Source organism: Exiguobacterium sp. JMULE1 (assembly GCF_013337175.1).
Taxonomy (GTDB): domain Bacteria; phylum Bacillota; class Bacilli; order Exiguobacteriales; family Exiguobacteriaceae; genus Exiguobacterium_A; species Exiguobacterium_A indicum.
The window spans coordinates 3,038,352-3,057,450 of record NZ_SGWC01000002.1 but is presented as its reverse complement, the minus strand read 5'-3'; the positions used below and the strand labels follow the sequence as shown (position 1 = coordinate 3,057,450).

At 47.5% G+C, this 19,099-nt stretch carries 20 protein-coding genes, 1 pseudogene and 1 riboswitch; of the genes and pseudogenes, 13 read left to right on the top strand and 8 right to left on the bottom strand.

The annotated features are described in order from the left end of the window. Positions 1–53 precede the first annotated feature (53 nt). Both EXW93_RS16025 and rlmH read left to right on the top strand, forming a co-directional pair. Positions 54–215: a CxxH/CxxC protein gene (locus EXW93_RS16025; RefSeq protein ID WP_082487265.1), complete on the top strand. Its 162-nt coding sequence runs from the start codon at positions 54–56 to the stop codon at positions 213–215. Positions 216–287: 72 nt separating this feature from the next. After that, on the top strand, positions 288–767 hold the full coding sequence (gene rlmH, locus EXW93_RS16020; RefSeq protein ID WP_023469837.1) for a 23S rRNA (pseudouridine(1915)-N(3))-methyltransferase RlmH: 480 nt from the start codon (positions 288–290) through the stop codon (positions 765–767). Between the two features lie 293 nt (positions 768–1,060). Here the strand turns inward: rlmH and EXW93_RS16015 are convergent, their stop codons facing one another. Further along, positions 1,061–1,291, bottom strand: coding sequence for a MerR family transcriptional regulator (locus EXW93_RS16015; protein ID WP_255343809.1), 231 nt, complete (start codon positions 1,289–1,291; stop codon positions 1,061–1,063). A 179-nt stretch (positions 1,292–1,470) separates the two neighbouring features. Between EXW93_RS16015 and EXW93_RS16010 the strand changes: the two genes are divergently transcribed. Next, positions 1,471–2,532, top strand: a complete 1,062-nt coding sequence (locus EXW93_RS16010; RefSeq protein WP_174316733.1) for a PD-(D/E)XK nuclease family protein — start codon at positions 1,471–1,473, stop codon at positions 2,530–2,532. Positions 2,533–2,597: 65 nt separating this feature from the next. On the opposite strand, the pseudogene EXW93_RS16695 reads toward EXW93_RS16010, so the two are convergent. After that, positions 2,598–2,790: pseudogene (locus EXW93_RS16695) on the bottom strand (IS30 family transposase); the annotation flags it as partial. 161 nt (positions 2,791–2,951) lie between these two features. Here EXW93_RS16695 and EXW93_RS16005 point away from each other — a divergent pair. Next, on the top strand, positions 2,952–3,113 hold the full coding sequence (locus EXW93_RS16005) for a hypothetical protein (RefSeq protein WP_174316732.1): 162 nt from the start codon (positions 2,952–2,954) through the stop codon (positions 3,111–3,113). Positions 3,114–3,231: 118 nt separating this feature from the next. Here the strand turns inward: EXW93_RS16005 and EXW93_RS16000 are convergent, their stop codons facing one another. Further along, on the bottom strand, positions 3,232–3,471 hold the full coding sequence (locus EXW93_RS16000; protein ID WP_174316731.1) for a hypothetical protein: 240 nt from the start codon (positions 3,469–3,471) through the stop codon (positions 3,232–3,234). A gap of 15 nt (positions 3,472–3,486) precedes the next feature. Beyond that, positions 3,487–4,107 carry an HNH endonuclease family protein gene (locus EXW93_RS15995; RefSeq protein WP_369792036.1) on the bottom strand — a complete coding sequence of 207 codons (621 nt, stop codon included), beginning with the start codon at positions 4,105–4,107 and terminating at the stop codon, positions 3,487–3,489. A gap of 192 nt (positions 4,108–4,299) precedes the next feature. Between EXW93_RS15995 and EXW93_RS15990 the strand changes: the two genes are divergently transcribed. The 5 genes from EXW93_RS15990 to EXW93_RS15970 all read left to right on the top strand — a co-directional run bounded on the left by EXW93_RS15990 (position 4,300) and on the right by EXW93_RS15970 (position 10,343). Continuing rightward, positions 4,300–4,497, top strand: coding sequence for a hypothetical protein (locus EXW93_RS15990; RefSeq protein WP_023469832.1), 198 nt, complete (start codon positions 4,300–4,302; stop codon positions 4,495–4,497). Between the two features lie 82 nt (positions 4,498–4,579). Further along, positions 4,580–5,767: a DUF4317 domain-containing protein gene (locus EXW93_RS15985; protein WP_174316730.1), complete on the top strand. Its 1,188-nt coding sequence runs from the start codon at positions 4,580–4,582 to the stop codon at positions 5,765–5,767. Positions 5,768–5,943: 176 nt separating this feature from the next. Then, positions 5,944–7,023, top strand: coding sequence for an alpha/beta hydrolase (locus EXW93_RS15980; protein WP_254606224.1), 1,080 nt, complete (start codon positions 5,944–5,946; stop codon positions 7,021–7,023). 16 nt (positions 7,024–7,039) lie between these two features. Beyond that, positions 7,040–9,799: a glycoside hydrolase family 3 protein gene (locus tag EXW93_RS15975; RefSeq protein WP_174316729.1), complete on the top strand. Its 2,760-nt coding sequence runs from the start codon at positions 7,040–7,042 to the stop codon at positions 9,797–9,799. A 31-nt stretch (positions 9,800–9,830) separates the two neighbouring features. Further along, positions 9,831–10,343, top strand: coding sequence for an SF0329 family protein (locus EXW93_RS15970; RefSeq protein ID WP_174316728.1), 513 nt, complete (start codon positions 9,831–9,833; stop codon positions 10,341–10,343). Between the two features lie 45 nt (positions 10,344–10,388). On the opposite strand, the gene EXW93_RS15965 is transcribed toward EXW93_RS15970, so the two are convergent. Then, a complete protein-coding gene (locus EXW93_RS15965) occupies positions 10,389–11,384 on the bottom strand; it encodes a tRNA dihydrouridine synthase (protein WP_174316727.1) in 996 nt (331 codons plus the stop codon). 107 nt (positions 11,385–11,491) lie between these two features. Beyond that, a complete protein-coding gene (locus EXW93_RS15960) occupies positions 11,492–13,099 on the bottom strand; it encodes an FMN-binding glutamate synthase family protein (RefSeq protein ID WP_174316726.1) in 1,608 nt (535 codons plus the stop codon). 142 nt (positions 13,100–13,241) lie between these two features. On the opposite strand from EXW93_RS15960, the gene EXW93_RS15955 reads away from it, so the two are divergent. Together EXW93_RS15955 and EXW93_RS15950 are read left to right on the top strand one after the other, a co-directional pair. Beyond that, entirely contained in the window at positions 13,242–13,736 is a 495-nt protein-coding gene (locus EXW93_RS15955; RefSeq protein ID WP_055969757.1) for an LURP-one-related/scramblase family protein, read from the top strand. A 17-nt stretch (positions 13,737–13,753) separates the two neighbouring features. Then, positions 13,754–14,275 carry an NUDIX hydrolase gene (locus tag EXW93_RS15950; protein ID WP_174316725.1) on the top strand — a complete coding sequence of 174 codons (522 nt, stop codon included), beginning with the start codon at positions 13,754–13,756 and terminating at the stop codon, positions 14,273–14,275. A gap of 41 nt (positions 14,276–14,316) precedes the next feature. Here EXW93_RS15950 and EXW93_RS15945 read toward each other — a convergent pair whose 3' ends face one another. Then, the gene (locus EXW93_RS15945) at positions 14,317–15,540 is read right to left on the bottom strand and encodes an MFS transporter (protein ID WP_174316724.1); all 1,224 of its coding nucleotides are present in this window, start codon (positions 15,538–15,540) and stop codon (positions 14,317–14,319) included. Between the two features lie 221 nt (positions 15,541–15,761). Between EXW93_RS15945 and EXW93_RS15940 the strand changes: the two genes are divergently transcribed. Continuing rightward, a complete protein-coding gene (locus EXW93_RS15940; protein WP_174316723.1) occupies positions 15,762–16,736 on the top strand; it encodes a PD-(D/E)XK nuclease family protein in 975 nt (324 codons plus the stop codon). Here the strand turns inward: EXW93_RS15940 and EXW93_RS15935 are convergent. Continuing rightward, the gene (locus tag EXW93_RS15935; RefSeq protein ID WP_174316722.1) at positions 16,728–17,267 is read right to left on the bottom strand and encodes a histidine phosphatase family protein; all 540 of its coding nucleotides are present in this window, start codon (positions 17,265–17,267) and stop codon (positions 16,728–16,730) included. The genes EXW93_RS15940 and EXW93_RS15935 overlap by 9 nt on opposite strands. 209 nt (positions 17,268–17,476) lie before the next feature. Then, positions 17,477–17,554, top strand: a riboswitch (glycine riboswitch). 160 nt (positions 17,555–17,714) lie between these two features. Between EXW93_RS15935 and EXW93_RS15930 the strand changes: the two genes are divergently transcribed. Then, positions 17,715–19,082 carry an amino acid permease gene (locus EXW93_RS15930; protein ID WP_174316721.1) on the top strand — a complete coding sequence of 456 codons (1,368 nt, stop codon included), beginning with the start codon at positions 17,715–17,717 and terminating at the stop codon, positions 19,080–19,082. Positions 19,083–19,099: the final 17 nt, after the last annotated feature.

The following is a 19,099-nucleotide window of genomic DNA, read 5'->3' as shown; positions in this document are numbered from 1 at the left end:
TTTGTTATACTGGAAGCGGATAAATGTGGATAAGTGAAAGGAGGAGACAACCTGTGGATAAGTACGTTTGCTTAGAACATGTCGAGCTTGCGCTTGACGAAATCGTAGATGAAACAGAACAATACCCGATTCTCGATCAGCTAAATCCAGAAAAAAACATCATCTGTGAATACTGCGAGGCACCGGCAACATATCTTGTGTCAAGCAAAAAATAAATATCAACATGTGGATTTGTGGATAACTCTGTGGATAACTCCTGAATTTTCTGTCAGAAAGCGAGAAAAAAGATGCAAATTACCATCATTACGGTCGGAAAGCTAAAAGAGAAGTATTTGAAACAAGGCATCGCCGAATATACGAAGCGTCTCGGCGCCTACTGTTCGATCCAAGAAATCGAGGTCGCGGACGAAAAGGCACCGGAGCAGTTGAGTGAAGCGGAGATGGCGCAAGTGAAGAAAAAAGAGGGCGAACGGATTTTAGCGAAGATTGGACCAGACGTTCATGTCCTCGCACTTGCTATCGAAGGAAAACAACGGACGAGTGAACAGTTCGCAAAAGAACTCGATCAACTCGCGACATACGGCAAGAGCAAGATTGCCTTCGTCATCGGTGGATCACTCGGTCTTGCACCAGAAGTGATGCAGCGTGCAAATGATACAATCTCGTTTTCGAAGATGACATTCCCGCATCAGTTGATGAAGATGATCCTCTGTGAACAGATTTATCGGGCGTACCGGATTAATCGGAATGAGCCGTATCATAAGTAAATTTCTAAACAAAAGTCAGGAAGCATCATTATGATTACTATTCGACAGATCTATTAAATTTTATTTAAAGAAAGAATGGTATTGAATTAATTGGATTGAATTCTATCTCCTATTCAAATGAAGATGTAAGGAAAAATGAAGTGAGTATAGAAATGGACCATATCACTTAAATCAAATACAATGAGCTTGCCCTAATTTAAGTAAGATTAATAGATTAAATGTGACAAGCTAGTTTTGTTGAACACATATAAACTGTCCCCCCTAAGCAATGTAGCTTAGGGGGGACAACATACTTACTTATCTAATTCTTTTTCTAGCCGGGTGATTTTACTTGGATTTTTTAAGCACTCTTCTGTTTCACGCATTTTACGGATAACATTGGTTTCGTGTTGTTTAATCATAGCATCTTCATCAAAGATACGATTTCCTTTTGGGATACGCTTTAGAAAAGGCAAGAGTCCTTGATTATCATAATAGCGTAATTGAGAAATGGATGAATTATTCGTTTTGGTAGCTTGACTAATGGAATAGTCCGACGTTATTCTCCTTTCTGGATTACCATAGAATAAAATGGATTAAATGAATATGTATTTTTGAAATATATAATGTATCAGTATTCTAAAGGACTAACGGTAAAGATTTTTGAAAAATGTTTTAATATATGTTGGTAAAATGCTAAAACTCTGCGAAGGGAGCGAAGCTGATGTTGTCATCGTATTCGAAAATCTATAACCTGTTACGTCAATCTGAATCTAATCCCTACGAAGATTATTTGACCGAAATCATTGCTCCGATTTTCGAACAACCGGATTTATTGACGAATTTTTTTAAACGGTTTGCAAATGTGGATTTGTATGAAATTAGTCATGTGAAGGCATATACACAAAAAACGTATAATAAACTACACACACATGATACCGACAGTCGACCCGATCTCGTCATCACGTTTAGTGAAAGGGAAACTCCACACATTGTATTTATCGAGAATAAGTTAGGTAGCGGCGAAGGACATCATCAATTGCAACGTTATCGAGAACATCTTGAGCAAAGTGAAGAAGAAGGATTTTCGACATACCTGTTTTATATCACTCAATATTTTGATCCCAAACAAGTTGCTACATTCTCAACCAAGTTCTTTCAATTGCAATGGTTTCAACTTTACATGATGCTGCAGGAAAATAACAAACAGGATTTGTACTACAAACAAGTACTCAAATATATGGAGGATATTGAATTGAATAAATCAAGAACATTCCTACCTCAAGATGTGTATGCGATTCAAAACTTAGGAAGAACCATTTCGATGTTAGATCAATGTCTCAATGAAGAGACGATGCACACGTTTACGAATTTATTTGGAAAGCCGAAACCATGGGGAAATCGTACGATTGAACTTCGTGATTATAATCGGTACGTCATTCAAAATGATCAAAGTGATTGGAAATTTATCGGCTGTGGATTTAGTTTTGAACAAGCTGATTATCCAGAAGTGTCTGTCTATATAGAGGTTCACCCGAACAGTAAACACAGATCAATTTTGATGGATGCATTCAAACAATTCGCAGAAGTGAATGAAGGATGGATTTATGAAGCGCCAGAAGAGCGAAATGACTGGTTTATGTTGCGCACTGACCAATCTTTGACGCATTTCTTAAGTGCACAAGACCACATAGATGAGATTGAGATATTTTTCATTCAAAGGTTGAAAAAATTGAATGAACTCAAGCAAAGTTTGTCACAATTGAATTGGATTGTGGTCGAGTAAGACGAAGTGATGCTAAGTGAGTAGATGGATTTCAAAACCATCTACTTTTTTATTAAGATGGTTTGTCAAATTAAGCGCAACACTTTTTCAGAAAAGACCTCATATGCTGTTTTCCAATTGAGACATTTTCGTGGACGATTGTTGATTCGAGAGAGTGCGTGATCTAGTTCTCTAAGTCAACTATCCGAAGTTCGTTTCTTTTGGGAAGAATTCATGCAGAAGGTCATCGACGTTCTCATTGCTGCCACATTGCCATGTTTGGACGATTTCAGATGTAGCACGTGAATATGAACTCCCTTATACGACTATGGAACGGTTGTTTTATCAGTACGCTTCAGTCGATACAGTGGGACAGGTGACACACATCCTTGTCGATGAGTTCGCCACGAGAAAAGGACACCATACGAGAATCATTCTTGATGCCAAGTGGACGTCTTCTATACATCGTCTCGGACCGGGACGCATCGGCGATTACGGCTGTGCTCCAAGATGTACTGGGAGGTGTTCGTTCTATCGTCAGTGATTTTGCACCCGGGATGGCGAAAGCAGTCACTTCTGTCTTTCTGGATGCAGCGCCTTGAGGGTCGTTAAATTAACGACCAAGCGTTATGGTGATGAACCAAATAATAACAATCTCATTTAAAATAGTTGAGAACAAAACAGACACCGTCCATTAACTTGGACGGTGTCTGTTTTTCATTATGTTCGCTCTAGTACATTGACGAGCATCTGATGGATGACGTCATGATCCCGGACATCGTGGACACGATAACTTCCGGGTAACGTATAGACGTCTATTGCTCCGACGTAAGCAATCTTCAGTTCCAACGTTCCGTCCTCCTGACAGGTCGTTCGGAGTTCGAGTTCACCGCTGATGACACCAACTTCTTGCGTCATGACACCATATGTGGCGGTAAAGATAGAGGTTTTCGTTTCCATCGAATCGACTCCTTTTTAGTATGTACATGTGTTCAACATCGTTTGTAAGGCTGTTTTTTCACTCGACTGTAAGCTGAGGTTCCAGCGGCTCTTCGTGTTGATCCACATCTTCGAGTAGGCGCAGCTCGCACCTGCCCGTGTCGGCTTCCATGTCGACGGATCCTGATCCCCTTTTGAACGGTTCGAGCTTGCAGAGACAGCAATCAATTGTGGACCTGTCAAATCGTTTGCGAATGCTTGACGTGTCGTCGTCGTCCAGCTGCTTGCTCCTGAGCGCCATGCTTCGGCAAGCGGTACGACGTGATCGATGTCGAGGTCAGACGGATTCGTAAATGTCAGTCCGTCATAGTAACTATACCAAGAACCGGATGTGACGGGGCACGATCCGACATATGAATCGGCGTCACGTTTTAAGACGACTTGTCGTGTGTCACACCCGCTTCCTTGACTGCTCCAGTGCGGGAACAAATCACGTGAATAACCGGTCATGCTGCCTTCTGTTTTAACCGTTAAGGCATCGAGTTGAGACTGGGCCGTCGCTTTCGATGAGATGCCCGATGGTAACGCGGAAACAGATGTCGTATCGAATTGGAAAGCGGTCAGGCAGACGAGCGTAGTGATGACGATGGACTTGATGGCTTTGAACACGTGTCATTCCTCCTATGTATGAGACGAGATGATGTGAAGACACCCTTCACAATTTTTAGTATGGCATCACTTATTTAGGAAAAAATGAATATCGTGTAAATGTTATTAAAATTAAACTTTTGTCATTATATAGAAGGGTCTGATGTTAGGATTTAGGTGGAGAAGAAAGGAGACTACATCATGAACGAACGAATTAGAGGATGGTTGATCGTGTTCGGCGTATTTTTAGTCGTAAGTGGTACGTTGACGGAAGCGCAACGTTATTTCAACACAAAAGAACTAGATAATTGCATCGCGCAAGCTCGCGCTGCCCACCAAGAATATGAATATGAGATCGTTAATCCTGTCACACGCGCGTATTCATTCCGTGCGCATTGATTTTCTAAAAGATGTCGGGTCATCTCGCATATGGTACGCTTTTCAGGAAGCAGGATTTTAATGATTCGAGGAGCTGGTATGCATGAATAAAAAAGACATCGCCGACATCCGTCGTCACTTCAAGATGGATGCCGATTTACTAAAAATCCATGAAATCTACAACGTCTATATTCGAAAAGAGACGAGCGAAATCTATCATGAGGAAGCCCGACCGTTTCCGTTGCTTGATCCGGAACAACAGGAGCTGTTCCTTGCGAACTTCAAGAAGGTACTAGGTGGAAAACTCGACGTCAAGCTGTTCGAGGTCAAGTTCACGCATCCGGAAGAAGAAGAGACGGGTCATACACAACAGCTCCTTTACGAAGGACTGTATGCGGAAGAGCCGGAGGACTGGGTCGAACAGATGCAGACGATGGCGTTGAAGATGGTTCAGGACGTCCAGTACGAGAACGACCTTGTCGTCACATTTATTCGCGGACAATACTATAAAACGACGAAGCGCCAAGCGGATGAGACAGAGATCGATCCGAATGACGACGTCTATACGACGCCGTTCATCCTCGGTAGCCTTAACTTAACGGAGTTACCGAAACAATCACTCGTCTTTGATTTTGTCGAACGCGAATTCAAGTCGAACTTATTCATCAATCCGGTCATCAAACTGGCGTCGCCGATCGGTGGATTCCTCTTCCCGACCTTCACCGACAATGCAGCAGACGTCAATCATGTCTTGTATGCGGCAGGCAAACCGAATAAACCGGATTTTGGGTTCCTTGAAAATGTCTTGAACGGTCAACCGATCGTCACGGCAGATGAGGATAAAGCGATCTTCGAGGAAATCGTCAAATCAGTCGTCGGTGAATCGATGGATACGAAGACATTAGCCGGTGTCTATGAAAACATCAACCAGTTGATCGTCGTCGAAGAGGATCAGGATGAAGAAGAAGTACCGATGCTCGACGTTCAGGAAGTCGAGCGTGTCCTCAAGGCAAGCGGTGTCGAAGACGTCAGTACAGAACAAGTCGAACGGGCATTCAAGACGGTCGTTGACGATCCAACATACGAGATGAAGGCAAGTAACATCGTCCCGAACTATGAAGCGAAATCGATTAAAATCAATACGAAGGTCGCAAATATCGCGATCAGTCCGCAAGACTTGAAGTACGTCAAACAAGTCAACTATCAAGGGAAACGATGCCTGTTGATCGAGGTCGAGGAAGACACGGTCATCGATGGCTTTACGATCGTTTCCCAAGAACAATTACGATGAGGATCAGCGCAGGCGACTGCGCTGGTTTTTTTAGGTGAAACATTTGCTTCTCCTGTCAAAGACAGGTATATTGTGATGTAAGCGGTCTCTTTTTTGGAAAAGAGGCATTCGAAATTTTTTTAACTGTTATCGAAAGCGCTTTCGATAACGGTTTGACTAGAAAGGAAGCGATCCACTTGTCTACCGCATCGATGCAAGATTTACTGCGGACGTTACGAAATCGTTCATCTATCCATCAAGACGGACTCGAAATCGTCGATAAGCCGATTCCTGATGTCTCGACTCCAGGGACACTCGATCCGCGTGTCCGTGAGGTCGTCCTCACGCAGCGTCCATCGGTCTCGATTCCAGAAGAGGCGTCGCCAGTTGAACTGGCACGTGCCGGCATGGGCTGGGACAACGAAGACGTGACGACCCGACAGATTGCGACGGATATCATCGCGATCCCAAGACCCGGTACCACGATCGAAGCACGGCTGTATCGTCCGGAAGCGGCGCGTCCGCTCCCGCTCGTCGTCTATTTCCATGGCGGTGGTTTTTTCGGTGGCACGCTTGAGACGGTCGAGAATCCATGTAAGGCATTAGCCGATAAGGGGAACGTCGCCGTCTTGTCGGTCGGCTACCGATTGGCGCCAGAGCATCCGTTTCCGACAGGACTTGAGGATTGTCATGCAGCGATCGATTGGGCAGTCGAGCACGCTGATCGACTTGGGATTGATCCAGGTGCAATCGCTGTTGCCGGTGATAGTGCCGGTGGGAACTTAGCGACGGTCTGTTGTTTGCTCGACCGCGAGCGTCCGACACCGTATATCCGCTATCAAGTCTTGTATTATCCAGTCGTCAATGTCGGGGAACATCCGAATTCGGAATATGACTGGACGCTTGAAGCGTATGACCGACAAACGGAATCGGAGCTACTCGAACGGATCATTTTGTCGCTTCAAGATGAAGAAGGTGTCCTCGAGCAATGGTACGTTCAAGCAAGTGATTCGAAGGATCGACGGATCTCACCGTTGTTCGCGACGCTCGATGATCTACCAGAGGCACTCGTCATTACGGGAGAGTTTGATTACTTACGTCTTGAAGGGGAAGCGTATGCGAAAAAACTGGCGCGCGCCGGCGTCAAGACTCGTTATCTCCAGTACCGCGGGATGGAACATGCCTTTCTTGATAAACTCGGTCTGTATCCGCAAGCCGAAGACAGCTTAGACGAAATCGCGAAGGACTTAAAACGACTTTTTTCTCAAACTAACTAACAAAGGTGGATGACGCATGACATACACGCTCGATTGGCAAGCCTATACAAAACTCGCACGACAAACCGTCGCGGAAGGGGCGGTCCTCTTACAAAATGATGGTGTGCTCCCGTTGCAACCCGCATCGACGGTCGCTGTCTTCGGACGTAATCAGTTCAACTACTATAAAAGTGGAACAGGATCAGGCGGGATGGTCAACGTCACGAACGTCGTCAGTCCGCTCGACATGCTGCGCGAAGACGTGACGCTGAACGCAGACGTCCTCAAGGCATACGAGAACTGGCTTGAAGACCATCCGTTTGACCAAGGCGAAGGCTGGGCAGCCGAGCCGTGGTCGCAAGAAGAGATGCCGCTTGACGCGACACTCGTTCAGCAAGCAGCGCTTGACTCCGATGTTGCCTTGATCATGATCGGTCGTACGGCTGGGGAAGACCGCGACAATACAGCGGATCCAGGGAGTTATTTTTTAACGGAGACGGAACAGGAGATGCTCCGACTCGTGACGACACACTTCAAACAAACTGTCGTCGTCTTGAACGTCGGGAATATCATCGATATGCGCTGGGTCGAAGAGACGGCGCCAAGTGCTGTCCTCTACGCGTGGCAAGGAGGGATGGAAGGCGGAACTGGACTGAGTGATCTCTTGCTCGGCCGCGTCTCGCCGTCCGGAAAACTACCGGATACGATCGTCCGTTCACTCGATGATTATCCGTCAACACCACACTTCGGTCATGCGGATCGTGCGCTGTATCAAGAAGACATCTATGTCGGGTACCGTTATTTCGAGACGTTCGCACCGGAAGCGGTCTTGTATCCGTTCGGGTATGGATTATCGTATACGTCGTTCAACCTGACGACAGATGTGACGACGTCAGCTGATGCTTGGACGGTTACGGCGACGGTGACGAATACCGGTCAGACGAGTGGGAAGGAAGTCGTACAAGGATACCTCGAGAAACCACAAGGACAACTCGGGAACCCGACGCGCCAACTCGTTACGTTCGGCAAGACAAAAGAACTCGCACCAGGCGAGCAAGAATCTCTCACACTCGTCGTACCGTTCGCCTCGTTTGCGAGTTATGACGATAGTGGTGTCACCGGGCATAAATCGTCTTATGTCATCGAACCTGGCACGTATCAGTTGTATTTCGGAACGGACGTCCGGTCGGCGATTCTAGTCGCAAGCCATTCCGTCGAGACGCTTGACGTCACGGACGTCTTAACGGAGAACATGGCACCGGTGACGGCGTTTGAACGTATCAAACCGCAAGCGACCGAAACGGGATATACGGTGACGTATGAAGCGACACCACTGCGGACGATCGATCCGAAACAACGTCGTCAACAGGAGCGTCCTGTTGAACGGATGCAGACGGAAGATGCCGGTTGGAAGTTACGCGACGTCAAAGAAGAGCGTGTTACGCTCGAGACGTTCCTCGATCAATTGACGGATGCGGATCTCGCGGCGATCGTCCGGGGGGAAGGGATGAACTCACCGCGCGTCACACCGGGAACGGCGGGCGCCTTCGGTGGCGTGACGACAGAACTCGAAGCACTCGGCATTCCAGCAGGCTGTTGTGCAGATGGTCCATCTGGAATCCGGATGGACATCGGGACGAAAGCCTTCTCGTTACCGAACGGAACGTTGCTTGCTTCGACGTTCAACACAACGTTGATTGCCGATCTATTTGAGATGACCGGTCTTGAGTTACGGAAGAACGAGATTGATACGTTGCTTGGACCCGGGATGAACCTCCACCGTCATCCACTCAACGGACGGAACTTCGAGTATTTCTCGGAAGATTCGTATCTGACTGGAAAAATGGCCGTGGCACAGCTCGACGGGATGCACCGGGTTGGTGTGACGGGAACATTGAAACACTTCAGTGCCAACAACCAAGAGTTCCACCGGCACGATCTGGATTCGATCGTATCAGAACGGGCGTTACGTGAGTTGTACTTGAAAGGATTCGAGATGGCAGTCAAGGACGGAAAAGCCTACTCGATCATGACGACGTATGGTGCCGTCAATGGAATCTGGACTGCTGGCTTGTACGATCAGAACACACGCATCTTGCGCGATGAGTGGGGCTTTGACGGAATCGTCATGACCGACTGGTGGGCGAAAATCAATGCGGAAGGTTTGGAAGCAAACCGTCAGCAAACGGCGACGATGATCCGTTCGCAAAACGACCTCTACATGGTCGTCGGCGAACCAGGAACGAATCCGTTCGAGGATGATACGTTGACGGCTCTCGCTGACGGAACACTTCGACGTTCCGAGTTACTGCGGAGTGCTGCGAACATCTGTCAGTTCCTGTTACGCTCACCGGTCATGGATCGTGTGATGGGAACAGGATCACCGGTCGAAGTTCTCGGGGCACCGGTCGAAGAAGAGACGCTCGAAGAGCAAGCGGTCTCACACCAGCGTCTCGTCAGTGGAGATGCCTTCCCGTTAACGGACGTCACGACGACGACAGGCAGTAGTCATGTCTTCGCTGTCACGGCAGAAGAGACAGGGATGTATCAGGTCACGTTGACGGCGCGTTCGAATGCTGGTGAACTGGCGCAGATGCCAGTGACGCTGTTTGCGAACAATATGCCGGTCGCGACCTTCACCTTCAACGGAACGAACGGCGAGTGGGTCAGTCAGACGAAGGACGTCTTCGTCTTCAACCCACACAACTATCTGAAACTCTACTTTGCACTCGGTGGTCTCGAGTTAAAAGAGTTGACGTTTACGCTTGCGGAATCGTTTCATATGAAGAACGGCTGATTAGATTAGCCGGACGGAAAGGACGGATTGCGTGCAGTTTTCCATCATCAAAAAACGGGTCGAGCAACTGCTTGCCCCGTCGTTACAGGGACGGATTGCTTTTCATGTAGCTGTCTACCGGATTCAAGATAGTCCTAGTCGCGTCTGGGTGACGTTTGACGGAGAAGAGATTCTCGGAGCAGACGACTTTCACTTCGAGCGGGAAGTCGAGCGGCGTTATGCATTACAAGCTGCACAGCTACCGGAAAAACCAGCCGGATCGTTATGGCAGTCCGACTGGTTGAAGCAGTCGCATGCGTTATCCGCTGAGATTGAACGACAGGTCAAACAAGACGGGTATATGGAGAACTACGAGATGCAACAGGACTTGTTGCAGTACCCGAACCTCGCGTTCGAACAAGCGCTTGTTCATCCACATCCTTTCATCCGCGGCATCGCACGTCTCGACCGACGACTCGGTAAACGGCGCTTCCTGTTGCTGACGCATCAGTCTGACTTTGAACAGTGGTGTGCGGATACGCGGCAAACCGTCGAACACTGGTGACACGAAAAAGCACGCTTCCTCGAGACGAGGAGGCGTGCTTTGCTGTTAAATTGAAAACGAGTTGACCTCGTGAATTCCTTCTTCTTCAACGAAAGCGTCGAGTAAGGCACGTACTTCATCTGTTGAGTTCGTCTCCATCAATTTGACCCGCAGTTCACTCGCGCCGCGGAATCCGCGGACGTAAATCTTGAAGAACCGGCGTAATGGTTTGAAGAGACGTGGCTCGAATTGAGCCGAGTAATGATCGTGCAGATCAAGCTGGAGACGTAACAAATCGAGGAGTTCTTGGCTCGAATGTTCTTTTTTCTCGACTTCGAACGCAAACGGGTTGTGGAAGATCCCGCGACCAATCATGACACCGTCGACACCGTATTTCTCGACGAGTTCAAGCCCGTGCTGGCGATCGTTGATATCCCCGTTGATCGTCAGTAACGTCTGTGGTGCGATCTCATCGCGTAACTTTTTGATTTCCGGAATCAATTCGAAGTGCGCTGGAACGGCGCTCATCTCTTTACGTGTCCGGAGGTGAATCGAGAGGTTCGCGATATCTTGTTCGAGGATGTGACGCAACCAATCGTACCACTCTTCGACCTTCGTGTAGCCAAGACGCGTTTTGACGCTGACTGGGAGACCGCCCGCTTTTGCAGCTTGGATCAGTTCAGCCGCGACTTCCGGACGATTGATCAAGCCGGAGCCTTTTCCGTTCACGGCGACGTTATGGACGGGACAGCCCATGTTGATGTCGATCCCGCTAAAGCCCATCTCTGCCATGCCGATACTCATTTCGCGGAAATATTCTGGTTTGTCGCCCCAGATGTGAGCAACCATTGGTTGTTCATCTTCCGTGAACTCGAGACGTCCGCGGACGCTCTGCTTGCCTTTCGGATGACAATAGCTTTCTGTATTCGTAAATTCCGTGAAGAAGACGTCCGGACGCGCCGCTTTTGCGACGACGTGGCGGAAGACGACGTCGGTGACGTCTTCCATCGGTGCTAAGACGAAAAATGGTCGTGGTAAGTCCTGCCAAAAGTTCTTTTTCATAGTATATTAAACCCTTTCCTTAAGGTAATGCACATGTGTGGTTAAAGAATTTCATCAACTATACACTTTAAGCGCTCTGGCTAAAAAGTGCAAGTGAGTGCTATTCGTTACCGTGAGGAAAGAGAGCGATCCATCATATGCCGTGTCATCCAGTCCGGTCCCGGAATCAGGTGTCCGGCTTCGTCCTTGTAGATGACGTGTTCTGGGCGAAGTTCCGTCGGCGAGACGAGTCCTGCTGCCGCCGTCAGGTTATAAAGACCTTCTCGTAACGAAATGATGTAGTTCGTCACGCGGAAACTTTTTTCGTCGACGATCAGCGCCTTTTGCAGCTTCGGGTCGGTCGTCGCGACACCGACCGGACAGTGATTCGTGTGACAGACTTGCGCTTGGATACAGCCGACATTAAACATCAGACCACGTGCGATATTGACGAAGTCGGCACCGAGGGCGAGAGCTATCGCAATCTTATCGGCACTGATCAGCTTACCGGACGCAAACACTTTGACCTTGTCGCGTAAACCAGCTTCCGTCAGGAGTTGGTGGACGAACGGTAAGGCGGAAAAGAGTGGTAGACCGGCAGCATCCGCGAGTTCTTGGAACGTCGCGCCTGTTCCTCCTTCACCTCCGTCGACCGTCATGAAGTCCGGATGACGTCCGGATTCTTTCATATAAGCAATCAACTGCCGCATGTCTTCAAGATTACCGACGACGACTTTGATTCCGACCGGTTTCCCGCCGATCTCACGTAGACGTTCGACCCAGTCGAGCATCGTCTCTGGTGTCGTGAATTCGTTGAAGCGGTTCGGACTATCGATGCCGACACCGACTTTGACCTTCCGGACAGCAGCAATCTCTTCCGTAACCTTTGATCCTTCGAGGTGACCACCGCGTGTCTTAGCCCCTTGGGCGAGCTTGAGTTCGAAGGCTTTGACTTGCGGTAACTCACTTTTTTTCTGGAACTCATCGAACGAAAAGTCACCGTCTTCCGTTCGGACACCGAACAGACCGGGACCAATCTGACAGATGATGTCGACGTCACCTTTTAGATGAAAATCGGATAGCCCACCTTCACCGGTATTCATCCAGCTGCCTTTAGCGCGACCCAGTCCGATCGAGAGCGCAGTGATCGCCCGGTCACCGAGTGCCCCGAAGCTCATCGCGGATTGACCGATCAGTCCTTTCACTTGATAGGGATGCCGACACGTCGTCGCGCCAATGACCGGAGCATCCTCCTCTTTTAAGAGGTATGGTGAAATTTGCTTCGCAACGAGATGTTCTTTACGTGTAAATAGTTCATCGCGGTCAATCTGATAGATGTGTGTGTCGACACGTTCCGACTGGTCGATGCGTAATTCCTGACGATTCGTTGGAAAGAGGGCGTTTTGTACATAAAAACCAGCTTCTTCAAAATCACGTTCCGATCCAAAACCGAGAATCCGACTTTGATATTTGCCGGAAAGGACGGCCGTCTTGTATTCATTACGGGAGAAGGGTTTCCCTTCGTTATTGTTGAGAAATAAGTATTGGCGGAGTTCCGGTCCCATGTTCTCGAGGATATAGCGCATTTTTCCGAGGACAGGGAAGTTTCGCAGGACCGCGTGTTCTTGCTGACGACGATCGGCGCGCCAGACATGCCAAAAGAGAAGCGGTGGGACAAGTATGATCAACAGGGCGATGGCGAGTAAAATGAAGAGAACAATCGTATCGATAGACATCAAAATTCCTTCTTTCCCGTAGATTCGTGATATGTAAGTTGATACCACCGAAATTCCGGACACAAACGATAATTTCCAGATATTGAATCTTTTCCGTCGATGATCGCGTAAATGAGACTATACACTAAAGGAGGAGACCGGTATGCATACACTCTATATGAAAGAAAAAGCGTTCAGTTTACGTGGACGATTCTCGATTCAAGACGAGGTAGGGCACGATGCCTATCACATCGAGGGTAGTTTTATGAAATTACCGAAGACCTTTACCGTAACGAACCGAAACGGAGAAGTCGTCGCCGAAATCGAGAAGAAAACGTTCAGTTTCCGACCGGTCTTTTATGTCGAAGCAGCAGGGCAATCATTTGAAATTATTAAAGAGCTCACGTTCTTCAAGGACCGCTATACGATTAACTCGGATCAGTTCGAAGTGACGGGTGACTGGTGGGATGTCGATTTTGAAGTTCTACAACAGGGACAACGGATTGGTCGCGTGCAGAAAAAATGGATTTCTTGGACCGATCAGTACATCATTGAAGTCGAAGATGAAGCAATGGAAGAATTGTTGATCGCCCTCGTCGTCGCGATTGATTGCGTCAAGGCGGAGGAAAGTTCAAACTCTACATCTTTCATTGATTAAAAGGGGCATGATTTAGGATGGAACAGTGGGACGTATACACAGCAGATCGTAAGAAAACAGGACGGCTCTGGACACGGGGAACGCCACATACAGCCGGCGATTATCACATGACGATTCACGTCTGTGTTTTTAACGCCAAAGGAGAGATGCTCGTCCAACAACGGCAACCGTTCAAATCCGGTTGGCCGAACATGTGGGATGTGACGGTCGGAGGCAGTGCAATCAGCGGGGATACGAGTCAGATGGCAGCGCAACGGGAACTGTTGGAAGAGCTTGGACTCGATATCGATTTCACAGGCATTCGTCCTCATCTGACGATTCCGTTTGAAATCGGTTTTGATGATTATTATCTCGTCGAGCAGGAAGTGGATTTGACGACGCTGACGTTGCAGGAAGAAGAAGTCCAACGCGTCGCTTGGATGACAGAAGAAGCCATCGTCAACGGAATCGAAGAAGGATGGTTCATCGGTTATCATGAATCATTGATTCGGCTGTTATTTGCCCTTCGCCATAGTTACGGCGCGCATAACGAGACATAAAAACAAGCCCTTCCGGTAATTCGGAAGGGCTTGTTGCTTGATTAAGCGGATTTGCGAAGTGCATTCGTCCGTTTTGGTTTTGTTTCTGGTAAGAAGAACGTAAAGAACAGATACACGGAACAGCAGAGGAAGAAGACGATCATCGAGACCGTATATCCCGCATGGCCGAGTGCGTAACTCCAAATGATCGTAAAGATCGTCTGCGTCGCATAAGCGATTGCCCAGAAGAGACCGAATAAGACGGTAATCTTTTGCGGTGTCATCCCTTTTCGTTCGTGTGCCAAGTTCATGAAGATCGGATACTGGATGTACATCGCAAATCCGGAAATGAACGCAAAGACATACGAAACGAGTGGCGAGATGTTTCCGAACAAGACCGTGACGAGGAAACTCGCGATCATGACCGTCCCGCTGATCAACAGAATCGGTTTACGAGGTGTTCCTTTGTTACCGATCCGTAGACCAACGAACGTTCCGACGATTCCGGCACCGGAGACTAGCAGATTGACGAGCGAACCGTTCAACTGCGTGTACGTATCGAACACAGGTTTCAAGCCAACGAGCGATAAGATATAGAGCGTCAGGAAACCGCCGAAAGCAACCGCATATTTCCAGAGGAATGGATCACGAACAGCATCTCCGTAACCGTAAGGCGTTTCGTCCGCGTCCGTAGCATCGTTCAACTCGAACGACTCACTACCAATCCACCATGCGAAGAAGAGAATCGCTGTCAGACTCGCGAAAATCGTCAACGTCAGTTTCCAGTCACTGACGAATTGATCGGCAAACAAGGTGAACAAGAGTGACACGACGAATGCACCGACGTTATAGGAAACAGTGTTGAAGGCGTTGATCCGTAATTTTTCAGCCGGATCTTGGACGTAACGTGTCACGACCGGATTCATGTAGACGATGACCATCGAACCACCGAGTCCCATGACCATGCGAGCGACCGTATACGCCCAGTAGTTCGGCAGATAGATGGCAACGATCGACATCATCAGGAACAACAATGCGAGCAACGGTGCTTTTTTCGGACCGAGCTTCATCAAGATGAGCGCAGCGAGAATGTTCGCGAAGACACGCGCCGTCGTAATCGAATAGTTGACGAGTTGTGAGATGAGGGGGTCAACGGTCTGATTACCGAAGAAATGCGCCGTGATTTGTGGCGTCAACGATGAACCCGCGACCCAGTTCATGGCGAAGGTCGCATAGGCGAACCAGAGGACGATCATCATGAAATAGCCTTTTTTTGTGGTAGACATAAAAATCCCTTCTTTTCTGAAGTTCCGCTTCATACCTGAATCGAAAACTACTTAACTTTATTATCAATTCATTCAATATAAAGCCGTTCCAAAGGGAAGTAAAATAGATAGTTCTTATGAAATCTATAATCAAATTGAATGAGTAGAGTTCGTTATTATTCTTCAAATGAATAATAAAAGGAAATTAAATGGTTATAATTGTAATAAAAGGAGGTATTCATTTGAAACCTAATATTTTTGATTATGCCACAAGTGAGCTATCACAAGATGCTTTTCTATGTTGGTTATTGAAGTGGGCGGAAGAAGGAGCACGAAGTCACGATCCGCAACTCCATACGATTGCGAATGGATTCGTACGCGAAATGTTTTACCTTCATGATTGCTCATTGCCGGAGCCTATTCACAGTGTCCGTATTAGAAGACAGTTCAATAGTCTAGATATATTAGCGATCATTAATGAGACATATGCCATTTTGATCGAGGATAAAGTCTTTACGAAACATCATTCCAACCAATTAAAGCGATATCTTGATATGGTCAAAACGCATCCTGAAACATGGTATTTGGAGCCGATACCGATTTATTACAAAATCGTAGAACAAGGCGACTACTCCGGCGTGACAGGAGCAGGATATCAAGTATTTACGCGAACGAAGATGATTGAAGTACTGAGCGGCTTTCCTGCTTCGACGAGAAATGATATTTTGAATGATTATCTTCAGTATCTCAAGCAGATTGACACCTCGATCGAATCCTATAAATCATTACCTCTCACGGAATGGAGCAATTTCTCTTGGCAAGGATTCTTTAGAGATCTGCAAAAAGAATTGAAGCACGGAAACTGGGGGCGTGTGGAAAATGCCCGCGGTGGATTTTGGGCATTCTGGTGGAAGGGAGATGATAGTCAACCGCACTATTGGCAGTTAGAAGAATCAACGTTAAAAGCTAAGATAGAAGCTGCTGACAGTCAAAATATGAGAGCGTATCGGGATCAGTGCATGCAAGCATTATTGGAGTATTCTCAAAAAAATGATTTGAATTTAAGTCGACCGAAAAGTGTTCGTAGCGGAAAAACGATGACGATTGCACAACGCCCCGATTACATACAAGTCTTTGATGATCAAACAGTTAATTTTGAACAAACCGTATTCGAATTGAAGCGTTATGCATATTTGAATCAGGCTCCGTCAGTATAGATCGATCGATTGAAAAGATATTACATCATCTACTTGCGTCACCTTAAAAAGATCCGGATTTTTCAGCTGTAAACTTTCTTCGAATCCGAACGTTGGATCGATCGAATGTAGATATAAAGATAACAGATTCCCGTGCGTCACGAGAATGGCTCCATCATGCTGTTGCAACGCTTTTTCAACGACGCGTGTGATACGCCGCGTCGCTACCCGACTGGATTCACCACCAGGACACGTATAATCGGGGTCGATGAACGTTCGACGAAGATGGTCCTGCCAATCGTCAAGTGGAACAGCACTTAACCGTCGTTCTTTTAAGTCTTCTTCTTGTGCAACGGGAAGTTTCAAAGCAGTCGCAAGTGGTTGAATCGAGTCGAGCGCACGGCGATATGGGCTCGAAATAAGATGTGTGATCGGAAGCTCAAATAACTGCGTACACAGTCGTTGCGCCTGTTCCTCCCCACGAGGTGTTAACGAGGCATCGGGTGCCTGACCGGTCGTTTCACAATGACGAATCAAGTAAATCGTCGACATGAATGTTCCATCCTTTCGTGATCAAGTGGTACTGTATGATTTCTGGAAAAGATGGTAAAGTCCTTTTCATAAGTTGAAAAATCATTTTGAAAAAGGCGTTGACAAACGCTTTAGAGATTACTAGAATTAGAAACAATTCATCGATGCAGCGACGCATCGGATAATCAAATAAAGAGAAAGCTATGATTGTCATGGGTCACACTATGGCAGGAGCAGCTTCTGGAGAGACCGTGTCGACACGGCGCCGAAGGGTTCACAATCTCAGGCAAACGGACAGAAGAGTAATCACATGCAGCGACGGGCATTCATGGAATGTCGTAGTGGCGTGTATGGGTTATTCCTTTGATTTTGTTGAGATTGGACATTCGTCCAGTCTCTTTTTTTCTTTTTCAGGACCGACAGAACGGTCTGAAGCGTAGAGAAGCCATCATAAGGAGGAGTTCAGGTTTGGAACAGCAAGGATTAAAGCGGGATTTATCGAATCGTCATGTACAGTTGATTGCCATTGGTGGAACGATCGGAACGGGTTTGTTTTTAGGATCAGGAAAAGCGATCCAACTCGCCGGACCATCGATCATTTTTGCCTACTTACTCGTCGGGATCGCGATCTTCTTCGTCATGCGCGCACTTGGGGAATTGTTATTGTCAAAAGCAGGTTATCAGTCACTCACGGATATCGCAGAAGATTATCTCGGACCACGTGCCGCATTCGTGACCGGTTGGACGTACTGGTTCTGTTGGATCATGACAGCGATGGCGGACATCATCGCCGTCGGTGTGTACGTCAAGTATTGGTTTGATATCCCGCAATGGATTCCAGCCGTTCTTGCTCTCTTGATTTTACTTGGTTTTAACTTATTAACCGTTAAATTGTTCGGTGAACTCGAGTTTTGGTTCGCCTTGATCAAGGTCGTGACGATCCTTGCCTTGATTGGTGTCGGAATCGTCCTGCTCGCGATTGGGTTTAAAACAGACGCGGGTCCCGTGACGGTCTCGAATCTCTGGTCACATGGCGGCTGGATGCCAAATGGAATTACAGGATTCCTGCTATCGTTCCAAATGGTCGTCTTCGCTTATGTTGGCGTCGAGCTCGTCGGGGTATCCGCAGCAGAGACAGCAGATCCGAAGAAGAACATTCCATCCGCGATCAATAAGATTCCGCTTCGGATCTTATTCTTCTATGTCGGTGCCTTACTCGTCCTCTTGATGATCAACCCATGGACAGGATTAAGTGCGACAGAAAGTCCGTTCGTCAAGACGTTCAGTCTGATCGGGATTCCGCTCGCAGCAGGAATCATCAACTTCGTCGTACTGACGTCTGCTGCTTCTGCATGTAACAGCGGAATGTTCTCGACGAGCCGGATTCTGTATAACCTGGGAAATCAACAGCAAGCATCGAAAAAGTTCTCGAAGTTGAACAAAAACCATGTTCCGGCAAACGCCTTGTTCGTCTCGACGATCGTCGTCTCAGTCGGTGCTTTGCTCAGTAAACTGTTACCAGGACAAGCGTTCAGTATCGTCACGACGATCAGTGCGATCTGTTTCATCTGGGTCTGGGGTGTCATCCTCGTCTGTCATCTCCGGTACAAGAAACAAAATCCGGAATTACATGCGGCGTCGACATTCAAAGCACCATTAACACCACTCGTCAATTACCTCGTGCTCGGATTGTTTGCGGTCATTCTCGTCGTCATGCTGTTTGCTGACGATACACGTCCTGCCTTGTTGCTGACACCGGTCTGGTTCCTCGGACTATTCGGACTGTATCACCTCCGGAAAAAGAAACAACAAGCAGCTAATCAAAAAAGTGCGTAAGCCAAAACAAGCCGGTC